This is a genomic window from Neobacillus driksii (assembly GCF_013409995.1).
GTDB classification, from domain to species: domain Bacteria; phylum Bacillota; class Bacilli; order Bacillales; family Cytobacillaceae; genus Neobacillus; species Neobacillus driksii.
This window is the reverse complement of the sequence record NZ_JACCBX010000007.1, coordinates 137,374-153,564: the sequence shown is the minus strand read 5'-3', so window position 1 is coordinate 153,564 and position 16,191 is coordinate 137,374. Positions and strand designations below refer to the sequence as shown.

Annotated in this window: 13 protein-coding genes; 2 read left to right on the top strand and 11 right to left on the bottom strand. The window is 39.5% G+C overall.

Annotation, left to right across the window (positions count from 1 at the left end):
- From F4694_RS16865 to F4694_RS16855, 3 genes are all read right to left on the bottom strand, one after another.
- Positions 1–3,360 (bottom strand): flagellar hook-length control protein FliK, encoded by a 3,360-nt coding sequence (locus tag F4694_RS16865; RefSeq protein WP_179600042.1) that lies wholly within the window; start codon positions 3,358–3,360, stop codon positions 1–3.
- A gap of 133 nt (positions 3,361–3,493) precedes the next feature.
- Positions 3,494–4,531 carry a protein-glutamate methylesterase/protein-glutamine glutaminase gene (locus F4694_RS16860; RefSeq protein WP_179600040.1) on the bottom strand — a complete coding sequence of 346 codons (1,038 nt, stop codon included), beginning with the start codon at positions 4,529–4,531 and terminating at the stop codon, positions 3,494–3,496.
- The gene (locus F4694_RS16855) at positions 4,500–5,342 is read right to left on the bottom strand and encodes a CheR family methyltransferase (RefSeq protein WP_179600038.1); all 843 of its coding nucleotides are present in this window, start codon (positions 5,340–5,342) and stop codon (positions 4,500–4,502) included. The genes F4694_RS16860 and F4694_RS16855 overlap by 32 nt, the downstream gene beginning before the upstream one ends.
- A gap of 307 nt (positions 5,343–5,649) precedes the next feature.
- Here F4694_RS16855 and motA point away from each other — a divergent pair, with 307 nt between their 5' ends.
- Both motA and F4694_RS16845 read left to right on the top strand, forming a co-directional pair.
- Positions 5,650–6,447: a flagellar motor stator protein MotA gene (motA, locus tag F4694_RS16850; protein ID WP_179600036.1), complete on the top strand. Its 798-nt coding sequence runs from the start codon at positions 5,650–5,652 to the stop codon at positions 6,445–6,447.
- Entirely contained in the window at positions 6,431–7,192 is a 762-nt protein-coding gene (locus tag F4694_RS16845) for a flagellar motor protein MotB (RefSeq protein ID WP_179600034.1), read from the top strand. The genes motA and F4694_RS16845 overlap by 17 nt, the downstream gene beginning before the upstream one ends.
- Positions 7,193–7,232: 40 nt before the next feature.
- Here the strand turns inward: F4694_RS16845 and F4694_RS16840 are convergent, their stop codons facing one another.
- From F4694_RS16840 to F4694_RS16805, 8 genes are all read right to left on the bottom strand, one after another.
- A complete protein-coding gene (locus tag F4694_RS16840) occupies positions 7,233–7,982 on the bottom strand; it encodes a C39 family peptidase (RefSeq protein ID WP_179600032.1) in 750 nt (249 codons plus the stop codon).
- Positions 7,983–8,096: 114 nt separating this feature from the next.
- Complete coding sequence (locus F4694_RS16835; RefSeq protein WP_179600030.1) at positions 8,097–9,305, bottom strand: iron-containing alcohol dehydrogenase; 1,209 nt, start codon at positions 9,303–9,305, stop codon at positions 8,097–8,099.
- A 19-nt stretch (positions 9,306–9,324) separates the two neighbouring features.
- A complete protein-coding gene (locus tag F4694_RS16830; RefSeq protein ID WP_179600028.1) occupies positions 9,325–10,848 on the bottom strand; it encodes an aldehyde dehydrogenase family protein in 1,524 nt (507 codons plus the stop codon).
- A 26-nt stretch (positions 10,849–10,874) separates the two neighbouring features.
- Positions 10,875–11,768 carry a R2-like ligand-binding oxidase gene (locus F4694_RS16825; protein ID WP_179600026.1) on the bottom strand — a complete coding sequence of 298 codons (894 nt, stop codon included), beginning with the start codon at positions 11,766–11,768 and terminating at the stop codon, positions 10,875–10,877.
- A 10-nt stretch (positions 11,769–11,778) separates the two neighbouring features.
- The gene (locus tag F4694_RS16820; RefSeq protein WP_179600024.1) at positions 11,779–13,299 is read right to left on the bottom strand and encodes a long-chain-fatty-acid--CoA ligase; all 1,521 of its coding nucleotides are present in this window, start codon (positions 13,297–13,299) and stop codon (positions 11,779–11,781) included.
- Between the two features lie 126 nt (positions 13,300–13,425).
- Positions 13,426–14,634: an ABC transporter substrate-binding protein gene (locus tag F4694_RS16815; protein WP_179600022.1), complete on the bottom strand. Its 1,209-nt coding sequence runs from the start codon at positions 14,632–14,634 to the stop codon at positions 13,426–13,428.
- Between the two features lie 87 nt (positions 14,635–14,721).
- Positions 14,722–15,429 (bottom strand): ABC transporter ATP-binding protein, encoded by a 708-nt coding sequence (locus F4694_RS16810; RefSeq protein WP_179600020.1) that lies wholly within the window; start codon positions 15,427–15,429, stop codon positions 14,722–14,724.
- Entirely contained in the window at positions 15,422–16,189 is a 768-nt protein-coding gene (locus F4694_RS16805) for an ABC transporter ATP-binding protein (RefSeq protein WP_218895703.1), read from the bottom strand. The genes F4694_RS16810 and F4694_RS16805 overlap by 8 nt, the downstream gene beginning before the upstream one ends.
- Between the last annotated feature and the right edge of the window lie 2 nt (positions 16,190–16,191).

The following is a 16,191-nucleotide window of genomic DNA, read 5'->3' as shown; positions in this document are numbered from 1 at the left end:
CTAAGCAGTGAAATCAATACTTGTGGCTGATTTTGTTGTAATTCCTCCGTATGTCAGCGGCACATGCTCTTTTTCTAGTTCTTGTTCCTCTCCACTCGATCCATTTTTGGTCTGTTCACGGTTAAGATTATAAGTGGGATGTTGCTGAGAAGAACTTGAACCTCCTTGTGAAAACGATAATCCAGTTTGACTAGAATCGAAAGAACCTGGTAATTGTTGGACAATTTCCAGCTTTTGAACCTGTAAACCTTGGGTTTGTAGCGACTGTCTTAACTGATGCAGCTGACCTTCTAAGGATTCTTTGGCAACTGAAGTGTCGGTAACGATTTGTATTTGAACCTGTCCGTCTTGTGAAACAATTTTAACTTCAAGATGGCCTAAATGTTCTGGAAATAAATTAAATTTAGCTTCTGTACTTCCTGATTGCCCCTTTAATATTCTTAAGTAGCGATCTGCAAACTTGCTAACCTCTGGAACAAACGATGTTAACATAAGGTTTTGCGAGGTTTGTGGAGTTTTTGTATCAATACTAGTATCCTTTTTGGGCTGGGGTATTGTCGCGCTCACTGTATCAAGTCTGGACGAAAATTCATCTAAATTTTTTGAAAATGAGATAGATCCCTTCATTATGGATGTTTCACCATCTGTCTGGTTTATAACTGGTGAAACAACTGGATTGTCTTCCTTATTCCATTCAAGTCTAGATTGATTCACCAAACCTTCCACTTTCATTGGTTTTATATCTCCAGTTTTGAATGATAGATTCCCATCTATCCTATTCTGTCTTCCATACAACCAATCCTGTACAGGTTCCACCAGCATAATTGGCGATTCTCTATCTAACTTCTTTTTTGGTATGTCACCGACTATAGGTTGTCGATTAATTAGTTGAACCTGAAATGTATCTTCTAAACGATAAAACTGACTTTTTCCAACTCTGTTTGGTATGATTTCTTCAGCCTTCAATGACTGGTTATCTTGAACTTTGTATTGTAGTTGTTCTTCACTCTTTAGTGGTATTCCACTTTCATTCTTGTGCAGCAGAGGAAGGGTCTGCCCGCTTTCTATCTCGTTGGACAGTGACTCAGTATTCTTTAGTAGCTGATCGCTTTCTACCTGGAGAGACTCTGGCACTTCACTCATTTGTGTTTGTCCACTTTCTAGCTTATACGGTTTTGACACTTCTCTGTTTAATGACTGTCCTTTTTCTAGCTTATCCGGCTCTGACACTTCAATTTTTTGTGGCTGCCTTTCTTCTAACTTGTTTGGCAGGACCGCTTCACTTAGCTTGTCCTGCTTTGACCCTTCACTTTTAAGTGGCTGTCCTTCTTCTACCTTGTTTAACAGGGCTGCTTCACTTTTTACTGGCTGGCTACCTTCTTGCTTGTCCGGCTCTGACCCTTCACTTATAAGTGGCTGTCCTTCCTCAAGCTTGTTTGGCAAGGCCGTTTCATTTTTTACTGGCTGGCTACCTTCTTGCTTTTCTGGCTCTGACATTTCACTTTTAAGTGGCTGTCCTTCTTCTAGCTTGTTGGGCAGGGCTGCTTCACTTTTTACTGGCTGGCTACCTTCTTGCTTTTCTGGCTTTGACATTTCACTTTTTTGTGGCTTTCCTTCTTCTAGCTTGTTGGGCAGGACAGCTTCACTTTTTATAGGCTGGCTACCTTCTAGCCTGTCCGACTTTGACATTTCACTTTTTTGTGGCTGTCCTTCTTCTAACTTGTTGGGCAGGGCCGCTTCACTTTTTACTGGCTGGCTACCTTCTAGCCTGTCCGGCTCTGACACTTCAATTTTTTGTGACTTGCTATCTTCAAACTTGTCCGGAACTGAGAATTCCCTTTTTAGAGGTTGTCCTTCTTCTATTTTACTTGACACCGAGACTTCTCTTTTTAGTATCTGTCCATCTTCAAGTTTATTTGGCACAGACACTTCACTATCCAGTGGAAGTCTATCTTCTAGCTTGTCCGGCCTTGAAAATTCAATTTTTAACGGCGGTCCATCTGCTACCTTTTTTGGCACAGACACTTCACCTTTTAGAGCCTGTCCTATTTCTAGCTTGGTAGGCACTGGTACTTCACCTTTTTGTAGCTGTCCTTCTTCTAGCTTGATGGCCACTGGCGTTTCATTTCTTAGTGTCTGTCTACTATCTGATACATTGTTAGGCACTGGCACTTCAGTTTTTTGTGGCTGCCCTTCTACTAGATTGCTTGGTATGGGCATTTCACTTTTTTGTGTCTGTCGATTATCTGCTACATTGTTGGGCATTGGTACTTCACTTTTATGTGGCTGCCCTTCTACTGGCTTGTCTGGTACTGACGTTTCATGTTCAATGGCATGGTTATTATCAAAATTATTAAGACCATTTTCTCCATCATTATCAACATGACTTATTTTGTATGGTAAAGATTCTGTACTCTTAGATGTATCTATGGATTCAATCTCGTTTGGAGGTATCTCTCCATTTATTAATCCTTGTTCATTGTCCCCGGTATTTGGAGAATTCCACTTAATTTCTATTATCGGACTGTTTTTAAAAGAAGGTATGGTCGTTAGGTCACTTTTCATTGACTGACCATTATCTGTATTATTAAAAACCGTGTTTGCAATTTTGATGTTGCCTTCACTCTTTGAAGAAAGATTGCTTTCCACGCTATCGACTATGTACTCACTTTCCATTAAAGGCTTTGTCTTAAAGCTTTTTTGCGTATTCTGTTCTGCCAACAATGGTATGTTTGCTTTTGGTGTCGTCTCTGCTTTGCCCAGATATGAATTTACTTCTTCCAATGCTAGTTGAATCTTTTGAACAATATCATCTTCAATATCAAAATTTATTTGATCATCTTTAATCTGAAGGCTTCCCACTATTTTATTGATTTTCTCTAAAATATGATCTGAATCTATTGAAACAGGTTTATCATTAATTTCTATATTTTGAAACCAATCTACTAATCGTTTAGTAAACTCTAATTCAATCTCTTGAAAAGGTTCATTTGCAGTGTGCTCTGCCAATGCAATGGATTGGCTGCTATGATGAAGATTACTAGATAAATTAGAATTGGGAAAATCTTTAACTATTTTGATTTCACTCAAAAAATTGTTCAAAATTGATTCCAATTCCATTAGGTCTACTTCTCTGTTCTCCCAATTATTGAGGTTAATAGAATCATTAACCACAGTATTATCTATTGGGATTGTATTCATTTCTTCATCTTTTTTGGAGACATTACCATTTAAATTAAACATAGCTAATATTTGATTAAAGGACTTCTCCGGGGCATCAACTTGTTTGGATAACCTTTGAATTCCAGCTTCAGAAGTATTAGTTTGATTTATTTTGATGAGACTTTGTGTAATATCCAAAAATCAATCGCCTCCGGTTTACTCACTTCTTCTAATAAAAAATATTATAACTCATAGACCTGCTCTTCGTCATGAGATTTTTCGATTATTATGGATACCTTATAGCTGTTTTTGATAGATTTTGTGTTATTTATTAAAAAAACGACATAATCTCCTGATACATTTTTGATACTTCATATTGACCGTCAACATAACCTGCTTCAAGAACTGCTTTTGGCATTCCATAGACAATACACGATTCTTCAGCTTCTACAAACACATTTCCATTATATTTTTTTACAAACCCACATCCACGCATACCATCTGCCCCCATTCCAGTAAGAATAACGGATAAAAGTCTGTCCGTATAAATAGGAGCTGCGGATTCTAATGAAATATCAACGGATGGTTTATATAGAGCTTTATCGGATTCATGCTGATCCACCTTAAAAACAACCGAACCATCAGACTTTTTCTCAAATCTAGTTTGATAACCTGAAGGGGCGATATATATGGTACCCGCACTTACAGACTGACCATGTTCTGCTTCTGTCACCTTTAGTTGGCATAATGTATCAAACCTCTCTGCAAGTGGCTGCGTAAAACCTGGTGGCATATGCTGTGCAACCACAATAGGAATCGGGAAGTCTTTTGGAAAATGCGGAAGTATTTTTTGTAAAGCAGATGGTCCCCCCGTTGAACAACCGATGAAGATTAAATCCATTGGGCTCATTTTTCTCAGTTTTTTTCTTTTGTCTTGAATAGTTTTGACAGCCAGGGGATTTGAATCCTTTGTCTCCAGAATCCCTTTTATACGCATTAAGAATTCGTCAGTGTGGTTTCCTTTGCCATGATTATTTAGTAAATAATCTTTTAAAAAGAAATCAACCGCTCCTAAATCAAGTGCCTCTAGCGTTTCTTTCGCACCTTCCCCAGTACGCGAACTTAGCATTACAACAGGAACAGGATTGGAATTCATAATTTCTTCTAACGCGCTTAACCCGTTCATTTTTGGCATTTCCACATCCATTGTCACCAGATCTGGCTGGAGTCGTTTTACTTTCTCTACCGCCTCTTCACCATTTCTAGCAATCCCAACCACAGATAATTGTGGATCATTTTCCAGTATTAAACTAATAGCCCTTCTCATAAATGCAGAATCATCTACCACTAAAATACGGTACTGTTTCATTTTGATTCGTTTCCTTTCGATAGTAAAAAGTGTTCTCTGAATATGCTTTTTGAAAACCTAAATCACTGTCCGTTATTGATTCGGCATGTCCAAGAAACAAATATCCATCCGATGCTAAATTTCTATGTAAACTATCAATGACCTGTTTTGTTGTCATTTGATCAAAATAGATTAAAACATTCCTGCAAAAAATAATATCGACTTCACCTATTTGAGCGGTTTTTTGTTTGTTAAGTAAATTTAGATGTTGGAAATGAACCATTTTTTTAATTGTATCGTTAATTTGATATCCTGCATCAGTGGGTGTAAAGTATTTCTTCATCAGATTTTCAGGAATTCTCCTAAACGCAAAGGAGCCTTGGTGATACCATCCCTTTTTTGCCTTTTCAAGCACTTTTTTATTGATATCGGTAGCTATAATTTCAATTGATCCAGGAAGGAACTGGCCCGTTTCTTGTATGAGCATGGCTAGTGTATAAGGTTCCTCACCGGTAGAGCAGGCTGCACTCCAAATTCTTATAGGACCGCCATATCTCTTCTTTTTCAACAAAGGCAGGACTACCGAACAGCATTCAATTAATTGATTTTCTTCACGATAAAAATATGTTTCGTTGATGGTTACTAACTCAATCATGATATCCCACTCAGATGGGTTTCGAGTTAAGTATTCACAATAGTCAGCATATGAAACACCCAATTCTGTAACTCTATTATCAACCTTCTTCTTTAACGTAGAAAGCCGTTCATTAAAACTCAATCCACAATAATCTTTAATTATGTGGCTCAATCTTACTAGTCCATTATCGTCCATATATTTATCACCTTATTTTAGTTGAGTTGGTCTTTTTGAGTAGGTTATTATTTGTACTTCTAGGTTAGTATTTTTGCCTTAATAACATCACAATATATTCCATAACTGTTATTCTATCAGTAGTTGGAGGTTTTAGTTAGTATAAAATAATTTTTCCACTATAATCTTAACTTATAGTTTTTTTATTTTTGTTTGATAAATTAGTTTGATACTTTTTTCAAACAAAACAAAAAACATTTGTCGTATTTTCATGAGTGACGTACAATTACATTATAGATTAATTTGAACATTTAAAAAGGAGAAAATAATGTCTAGTATTATTGGAATTATTATTGCATTACTAGCTATAGGGATAGGAATGGTCTTAAAGGGAGCCTCACTAGCAGCATTATACAATCCTGCGGCATATCTAATTATTTTTGGTGGGACCGCTGCCGCTGTACTGATTGCGTTCCCACTTAGCGAATTCAAAAAATTTCCTATACTATTAAAAATTGCCTTTATTGAACCGAAATTACCTTCTAAATCTGACCAGATTTCAAGTTTAGTAGAATGCTCAGAAATTGCCAAAAAAGAGGGCATACTTGCTTTAGAAGAAATTTCAAACAATACAAAAGACCCCTTCTTCAAAAAAGGACTGGAAATGATCATTGATGGATATGAACTAGAATTTATTGAAGAAGTTTTATTGGATGAGGTAGCTGCTATAGATAAGCGCCACAAAACAGGTGCTCTTATTTTCACCCAAGCAGGAACCTACGCCCCTACTCTGGGTGTTCTTGGAGCTGTAATTGGTCTAGTTGCTTCACTTGGTAACCTTAATGATGTAGAAAAGCTTGGACACTCAATCTCTGCTGCTTTTATCGCAACATTACTTGGAATATTTTCTGGATATGTTCTTTGGCACCCTTTAGCCAATAAATTAAAAAGAATTTCGAAAAAAGAGCAAGAACTAAAGCTTTTGACAATTGAAGGATTACTAGCTATCTATCGAGGAGTATCCCCAAGCGCCTTAGAGAAAAAACTTGTGGTTTATATTGATCCGAAGGAACGCAAGAAGTTTGAGAAGAAAACTGAGGACGATGTTAATGAGCAGATTGCATAAAAAATTCGAGGAAGAGCATGAGGAACATATTGATGAGTCCTGGTTAATTCCTTATGCCGACATATTAACCCTTTTATTAGCACTTTTTATCGTGTTGTTTGCTTCTAGTGAAATTGACAAAACGAAGTTTCGTTCTATTATGGAGGCTTTTCAATCTGAATTAACCGGTACAAAAATTGAAAGTACCTATTCAGGTTTATCTGTTAATCAAAAAGGTGAACTCGATAAGGATATTATAATAGAACCGGCTCCCGCCAAAGAATCTGCACCTCCCACAAATGAAGCTGAGGATGCCGAACTCGATAACTTAAAAGCACAATTAGAGAAATATATTGCGGCCAATAATCTAGAAGCTGTCGTTACCCTTCAAGATACCAGGCGTGGAGTTGAAATTGCCTTAAAGGATGTTTTGCTATTTGATTCAGGAAAAGCAGTGTTAAAAGAAAGCTCGTTTACCACATTGAGTGCCATTGTGAAATTAGTTAATACACTGCCCAATCCGATTAGTATTGAAGGACATACTGACAATGTTCCAATTGGAAATGCAGCCTATACTTCAAACTGGGAGCTATCTTCTGCCAGAGCAGTAAGTGTGTTACATTATTTTGCTTCACAATCAATTGCAGAAAACCGCATGCAGTTTACTGGCCATGGAGAATTTCAACCAATGTATCCGAATGATACTGCAGAAAATCGGCAGGCAAATCGACGTGTGAATATTGTAATATTACGTGAAAGTAAATAAAAAAATGGTCCAATCATTTGACATTTGATTGGACCATTTTTTATTTTTCAATTGCGATTGCTTGACTGCCCATTTCTTCCCAGGCAAGTTTAAAATTCTTTTTGTCTACTTTTCTATTTTTAAAGCCAAAGGGATCGTTCATATAAATGTAATTTTGATCATAGCCCGTAATCACTACACTATGAACGTTAAAAGTTACATAAATAGTACCTTGTAGGGTATCCCATTTTTCAAATTTTGCAGTACCTGGAGAATACTTGGTTGTAATAATTACCCAAACAGGAACTCCCCTGCCGACTTTTCTTAATAGATCCTCGAAGGGACTATTGGTTAAATTTACGACTTTATCCCCTGCATACTCCTTGGCTAAATCAAATATAGGTTCATTGTAGACGCTTAACCCCGGACCATCGGCCATATCTCCAACAAAACCAACATGGGGATTTCCTTTTTTCTTGTTGGGATATTCAAAAGGAACCGTATTAATTTTTGCTGCCAATTCATTCTTTGTTACGTTTACACCATGATGATTAAGGATCATAGCCAGACTAGTCACTTCACAGCCTTTATTTAAATGTGGCTCCTCAAATTGGTTCAGAAGTGGAACATCAAGCAATTTATTCGTTGGAAAAAAGGAATCCTTCTGAGTAATGGCTAATTCTCTCGTCGTTAAAATGGTGCTTCCTTCCTTATTCCATGGAAGTACGTCCTGTAATTTTTCTAGAAGGATCGACTCGGTACTAAATAACGTTACAGAAAATATCGCCATTCCCACTACTAATTTCTTCATGTTTTATCCCAGCCCTATTACTATCACTATCTATTACTATATCAAAAAGGGCAGGGATGAAAAAGGTCCTAATTCAAAATGCTCTCAATTGCCGATTGAGCTAGGCATTCAAACTTATTTTACTCCAAGTGGAACAACTCTTTGTCCAATTGCTGCGATTAATTCTTTTGGCATCGGGAAGCTTAGTGCTGCCGGGTCTTTCATGACGGCTGGCACTGTTTGTGCGAGATTTTCTTCGGTAATATTGTATTGTTGGAAATCTGCAGGAAGACCCACCTTATGCTGCAGCAATCGAATCTTCTCAACCACCTTTGCCAAGGCCGCTTCAGCAGTATCACCTTTCACCTCAACATCTAATGCAGAAGCAAGCTCCGTTACCTTTGGCAGGTATAATGCAGGAACCATTTCCATTACAACCGGTAGGAATACAGCATTGGCTAAGCCATGTGGAATACGGAACAAAGCACCGTAGGCGTGTGCCAGGTTGTGTACCGGAATCGCATTTAAGGCAAAGCTAAAGGCGGTTATCCCCATTAGGCTTGCTTGTAATAAATCCATTCGAGCGGCTACATTTGTGCCTTCGGCTACCGCAACTGGGAGATTTTTTTCAATTAACCGAATCGCATGCAGTGCATAAGCGTCAGTAAGGGCTGTTGCAGTTGGTGAAGCAAGGGCTTCAATGGCATGTGTTAAGGCGTCAAAGCCAGTAAAGGCCGTAATGTATGGCGGAAGTCCAACCGTTAAATCAGGGTCAAGGATCGCCATATCAGCATTTATGAATGGATTGATGATATTTGTCTTCATTTGAATATCTTCATTGAAAATAACCGCTATCGGTGAAACTTCTGACCCTGTACCTGCAGTTGTTGGGATCGCAATATGTGGAATCGGAATAAAGTTAGCCTTTGGAAATTGTTCATATAATAGACCGCCTGGAATCGCATCTTTTATATCCGCTAATCCTTTATGAAGTGCATATTTCACTCCTTTTACAGTATCCAATACACTTCCACCGCCAACGGCAAGGAGGGCGTCACCGCCTACTTCCTTTACATAGCGGACAGCATCATTGATACAGCGGCTTTCTGCATCCTGAGAGATATCTAGAAATTGACCAACCAACTGCGGTCCGCTTCCATGACCAGTTAGATTAAATATTTCTGCAACCTTTTGGACGACACCTGCTGCCTCGAGCCCTCTGTCACTTAAAAGGACGACTCTTTTGGCACCTAGGCCTGCAAACAAGCTTGGTACCATGGCACGTGAATTTGAACCGCTGTAAATACCAGTGCGAAGCATAAACTGTGATAAGGAAGTTTTCATGATCTTCTTCACCTCTTCATTAGTTTTGACCAAACAGAATACCATACCAGTTGCGTCTTTCAAGCTCCGGAGACATAGACGTGTGCACATGCTTTGTTTGTGTATAGGCGTCTAGCGATTGCTGCCCCATTTCTCTGCCAATTCCACTTTGTTTATAACCGCCAAATGGCGCATCGCTTCTAAGCATATGCCAGTCATTAATCCAAACGACACCAGCTTGAAGTTTTCTAGCCACCTCATACGCTTTATTAACATCACGTGTCCAGACACCTGCTGCCAATCCATAGATTGTATCGTTGGCCATCTTAATCGCTTCGTCTAACTCTGAATAGCGAATCACACATAAGACTGGTCCAAATATTTCTTCCTGTGCAATTTTCATGTCATTCGTTACATTAGTAAAAATCGTTGGTTCTACAAAAAATCCATCTTCACAGCCAGCTACCTTAACTTCCTTTCCACCACAAACAAGAGTGGCTCCCTCTTGTATACCAACCTCAATATAAGAAAGAATGGTTTCTTTTTGTTTTTTAGAAATAACTGGTCCTACATCCGTCATCGGGTCTAATGGATTTCCAAGCTTCAGCTTACTTGTTAAAGCGACTAGACCTGCAACGACTTGATCGTACAAGGAATCTGGTACAAACAGACGTGTTCCGCTCTCACAAAGTTGACCAGAATGTAAGAACACTCCGAAAAGACTGCCTGGGAGTGCGATATTTAGGTCCGCATCCTCTAAAAGAATGTTTGGTGACTTCCCTCCTAATTCCAATGTTGTATTTTTAATGGTCTCGGAAGCCAATCCCATGATCCTTCTGCCTACTTCTGTTGAGCCAGTAAAGGCTACCTTGTCTACCTTTGGATGACGAACTAGCGCTTCACCAATTTCAGCACCAGGACCTGTGACAACGTTAATCACTCCTGGCGGTACAACATTGGAAATTAATTCAGCCAACTTTAGGGTGGATAAAGGTGTATAGGTTGCAGGCTTAATCACAACTGTATTACCCATTGCTAACGCAGGAGCAATTTTCCAAGTGGCAATGACCATCGGTAAATTCCAAGGTGTGATGGCAGCACACACTCCAATTGGTTCCCGCCAGACAAAATTATGTGCTGGTCCTGGAAATGGTGGTACTGGCAATGTTTCGGAGAATGGATATTCCAGGGTGAAATTGGCAAGTGTTTGGAATAGGTCCACCATTTGCAAGATATCGCTATTGCCGATTCTACGAACTGTACCGCCAGAACTAATTGCTTCTAAATATGCTAACTCCTCAGCGTGCGCAGCAATTTGATAGGAAATCGCATAGAGTACCTTAGCGCGGTCCTTCGGGTGCATATTTTTCCAGTCAGTGTTATCAAACGCGTCTCTTGCTGCCTGGACTGCACGATCAACATCTGTTGCAGTACCTTTTGCCACTTTTGCCACAAGCTCACCAGTGGCTGGGTTAAAGACATCAAAGGTTTCTTGATTACTTGCAGGCTCCCACTTTCCATTAATAAACAGCGGGAAACTTTGAACTTCGACTTTTACTGTCATTTCCGTTCCTCCTTTTATAAAGGCCTTTATAATACACCTAATTCACTTTCTGAGAATCTATAAATCTCTTCAATTTTTTTTCCTTTTGCACGTGCAAGGATTTCCATCCTAACTGACAGCTGTTTGAGTGTAAAATCCATCACCATTGCTGGATCACCACCAAATGCGCTTACCCCCCTTCCCGCTATTCCTTCCTCATTTAATCTAAGAGATAAAGGAGTAAGTTCAGTCATTTTCGCCGCAACAAAATCAAAGAGATGAGGGTGTTCACAAATTAATCGTTGAAGCAGGAAGGTGCCATAGCCGATATGCCGGGATTCATCCTTTTTCAATTTCCCAATGCCCTCTAAAAGACCTGGCATAATATTAGCCGTTTCTAACGCTTGGTAAAAAGAATAATAACCTGTTTCTGCTAAGACACCTTCAACAAACATGTTATAAACAACGGAGGCTTCTGCAATTGCTTCTGAAGATTGGTCTGTCAAAAGACGTTCCATCGTAGTTGGGAGGATTTCATAGAAGATCTTTTTATATGTTTCTGTATGGAAATGGGATAAGTCCCCTTTTTCGCCGATGGCATTCAGTACAATCCGAAAAAACTCTGTATGCTTTGCTTCTTCATATAAAAATGTTGTTAAGAACATCTCTTCCTCAAGACGCCCTTCTTTTGCAATCGCCATAATCAGCGGGAGTAAATCGAGTGTTACTGCTTCTTCCCCAGCTTGGAACTGTGAGATCAATCGAAGAATGTCCTCCTTCTGTTCATGATTTAGTGTTTTCCAATCTCTAGCATCCTGGCTAAAATCGATATCACTTGGATTCCAGGTTCCTAATCTTTTCGCCTTTTGATATAAACGAAACGGGAAGGAATCCTCCAATAATCCTCTTTTACTCGTCGTCAACATTTTTCTCTCTGTCATTTTAGCCCTCCTAGTTTCTAATCTCTATTTCTGCGACAGTTTTGCGCAGATGTGTTTTTAATATTTTTCCGACGCCGTTCCTCGGCAGCGTCTCGAGAAAAACAATTCTTCGCGGTGTTTTGTTTTTTGCTAAATGCTCCTGACAATAAGTGATTAATTCCTCTTCAGAAGTAACAGCACCCGGTTTCACTACAACACAGGCGACCATTTCTTCCCCCATTTTTTCATCAGGAACGCCCACCACTGCGACTTCAGATACTATTTCATGACTATTTAAAATTTCTTCAACATCTCGTGGATAAACATTAAATCCACCACGAATGATTAAGTCCTTTTTGCGGTCAACAATATAGACATACCCTTCATCATCCATGCGTGCCATATCACCGGTATGTAACCAAGAATCGATCAGGACCTTACTTGATTCTTCAACATTTTGATAATAGCCTGGCGTCACGTTGTCACCGCGAACACAAAGCTCACCAACCTCACCACATTCCACCTCGTTACCATTGTCATCGACAATTTTCACTTCAACTCCGGGAATCGGGATTCCTACAGAGCCAGGTTTAATTTCAATTCCATTTTTATGAGCTGTCACAATAGGAGCAGCCTCCGATAACCCGTAGCCTTCAAAAACCTTAGCACCAAACTTTTTTTCAAAAGCATGCAATAAAGCGACAGGCAGCGGTGCTGAACCGGAACTTACTGATTCAAGGCTTGAGGTGTTATAGTCATCAGCATGAGGATAAGAAACTAACGCATGAATCATCGCTGGCACTGCCGAAAAGTTCCTCACTTCATATTTCTCAATTGCTTTGAATACTTCTCCACTATCAAAATTTGAAAAAATAACAATCGAGCTGCCCATTAATAAGCAAATATTAGAGATGGTCAGCCCATAGACATGTGCAAGCGGCAGAACACCAATCGTTGTTCCCCGTTCAAGTTCATTATGCATGACTGAATTTTCGGCGTTACTAGTTAAATTTTTATGAGTTAAAAGAACTCCTTTTGGATTTCCTGTAGTACCAGATGTGTAGAGAATAACAGCAGTATCGTCCTCCTTCCTCTCATTACCTGAAACAAAAGAACCTTCACTCCATACATCATAAAAGTTTAACGCACGTTCACTTGTGGGCTGATCTACCACGATAACTATTGGTTGAGAAGCTAACCCTTCAAGCGCTTTCTCTACATTTCCTAGAATAGGTGAGGAGGTAATGACTGCTTTTGCCCCAGAATTTAATGCAATATAATGCAGTTCTTTTGGATGGAGAGTAAACATAACCGGTACGATAATAGCGCCTGCCCTCGTTATCCCCTGATAAGCAAAAATAACTTCTGGACAGTTTGGCATACAAACGATCACTCTATCACCAGCAGTAATACCCTTCTTCTTGAGCCCGCCTGCAAATTTGTCTGCAAATTTCTTACATTCCAAATTGGTATATTGCGTTTCTTTATAATGTAAAAAAGGATACTCACCAAACTTACTGATGTTAGTTTCAAGCAAATCACTTAGCCTCACAACACCAACTCCTTCTAAAGGAACTTTTTAAAAGATGATTTTCCAATTACACAAGTCCCCACTTGTGTTCTACTAAACACAAGAGGGACGTTAAAAGATATGCACTGCTCTATTAAACTAGCGCTATTAATCTACTTTGATTGGAACTATTTTTCCATTTTCAACTGCTGCGACGGATAAATCAAATTCAAATCCGCCATCCTCACCAATTTTGTCAACGGCATAGATCTTTTTGTCGGCTGCTAAATTGTCTAATCCAGCCTGCATATTAGCGCGGATTTTCTCAACATCATCCACCGAACCAGCAGCTTTCATTGCTTCAACAAATACATGCATGCCAATATAGTTTAGTCCTGCTTCAGATCCTGGAGTTTCATTGTATTTTTCCTGGTATCGCTTCACAAAATCAGGTATGGCTGCCTCTTGGGAATCAACAAGCGGCATAACACCAATCGAGCCATTTAATAAGTCATAAGATCCTGTAACAGCCTTCATTTCATCAAATTTCGCCTGATCCATCACGATAAAGCCGCCTTTGAAGCCAAGCTCACGAGCTTGTTTTGCTACTTTCGCAGTCGGCTCAGAGGCACCGCCGATAAACAATACATCAGGCTTCTCTTTGAGCGCGTTTGTTAAAATCGTGAAAAAATCTGTTTCTTTGCTAAAATCAATCGCAGAGTCATAAACAACTTTACCGCCTTCTTTTTCCCAGTAAGTCTTTAATTTGGCACCCCAGTCCTTACCGTACTGAGAGGCGGTTGGCAGGAATGCCACATTCTTACCGAAGTTCTCCATTGCATACTCAGTGAATGGCTGTAAATACCCGTCATATCGCGGCGGGATTCGAATCGTTAATTTATTTCCAACTTCGGTAATTTGTGGTTCACTTGAATAGGCGCCAATGATAAATTTATCTAGCTGATTAAATACCTGTAACGCGAAAATCCCTCCGCTATGCGGTGTAAAAATAATCGGCGGTTTATTTTCTTGAACCAATCTTTTGGCATTCGCTCCGGCTTCATTTGGCAGGTATTTATCGTCTAAAGAAACGATATTTAATTTGTACTTCTTGCCATTCACTTCAAAGCCGCCAGCAGCATTTACTTCATCCGCTGCCATTTTCACACCATTTAATGTTCGCTCACCATAGAAGGCAGCCGGGCCACTTAATGGACCTGTATAGCCGATATTAACAGTACCTACTTCCTCTGATTTATTGTCGTCCCCCTTTTGATCATTATCTCCGGATGTATTGGTTGAACTATTGCAGGCTGCTAGGCTGAAAATTAATACGAACACCATACTGAACATAAAACGCCACTTCATTTTCCTCATGGTTTTCCCCCTTGTATTTTCATATAAATTTCAGTCGCGGTACCTGGTGAAAGTGAACCATCACCCCCTTAGAAGACAAACAAATTTTTAAGCTCCTATGTACGCCTTCCTAACCTCATCATTAGCAAATAATTCTTGTGATGTGCCTTGGAGGACAATGGAGCCACTTTCAAAAACATAGCCTTTATCTGCAATTTTTAAAGCAGCGTTGGCATTTTGCTCTGCCAAGAGGATGGTCGTCCCCTCACGATTGATTTGCTGAATAACCTCAAACATTTGCTCCACAATCAATGGAGCAAGACCAACCGATGGTTCATCGAGAAGCATCAATTTCGGTTTCGACATTAACGCTCTGCCTATGGCAAGCATTTGCTGCTGCCCGCCACTTAATGAACCGGCAGCGTCGTCTTTTTTATCATGGAGGATCGGGAAAAGTTGATAGACGTGCTGTAAAGACTTTTTTATTTCATCCTTCTTCCTTCTGTGAACAAATGCACCCATTCTTAAGTTTTCCTGGACAGACATCGCTGGAAAAAGCTTTCTTCCTTCTGGACATTGACCAATCCCTAATTGAACAATTTTGTCCGCGGACACTTTGTTTAATGACTTTCCTTCAAAAAGAATTTCTCCTTCTGCTGGCTTGTTAAGCCCGCTGATCGCACGAAAGGTAGTGCTTTTGCCGGCACCATTTGAACCTAATAGAACGACGATTTCTCCCTCTTTGACTTCGATATTTAAACCATGCACCGCAGCAAAACTGCCATATTTGACCGAGATGTTTTTCAAACTAAGCAATCGCCCCACCTCCCAAATAAGCCTTTATGACAGCCTGATTATTCTGGATATCTTCAGGTTTCCCCTCTGCAATCTTTTCTCCATAATTCAATACCATAATTTTGTCAGCTAGCTTCATAATCATTTGCATTTTGTGTTCAATCAGACAAACGGTAATTCCCTTAAGCGTCATTTTTTTCATTAAAACCGCTAACCCCTCGGTCTCATCGGGATTAACTCCTGCCGCAGGTTCATCAAGAAAGACGATTTCAGGGTTAGTGGCCAGTGCCAATGCAAAAGCTGTTCGTTTTTTCTCCTCCTGTGATAAACCTGCAACGGGTTTATATGCTACTTTTTCTAATTCAACAAACTCAATAACCTCCATAGCTTTTTCACGGCAAAGGGCTTCTTCTGTTTTAAGTCGCTTCGTCCGGAAGATCGCATCAAATAAATTGGACTTTGTTCGTAACCTATGACCGACAATAATATTATCCAACACGCTAGATTGCTCGAATAGATTCGTCGTTTGGAAGGTCCGTGCAACCCCTAACTGTGCTATTTTATTAGAAGGTAATTTAGTAACATCGTGCCCTTTGAAGATAACCTGCCCCGAACTTGGAGGATGAAAGCCGCTGATTAAGTTGAAAAAAGTCGACTTACCAGCACCATTGGGACCAATGATGGCGTTAATTTTTCCTTGCTCTATCGTAAAGTCAACATTGTTAACAGCCACTAATCCACCAAATTTTTTTGTTAATTTCTTCGTTTCCAAGAAAATCATCA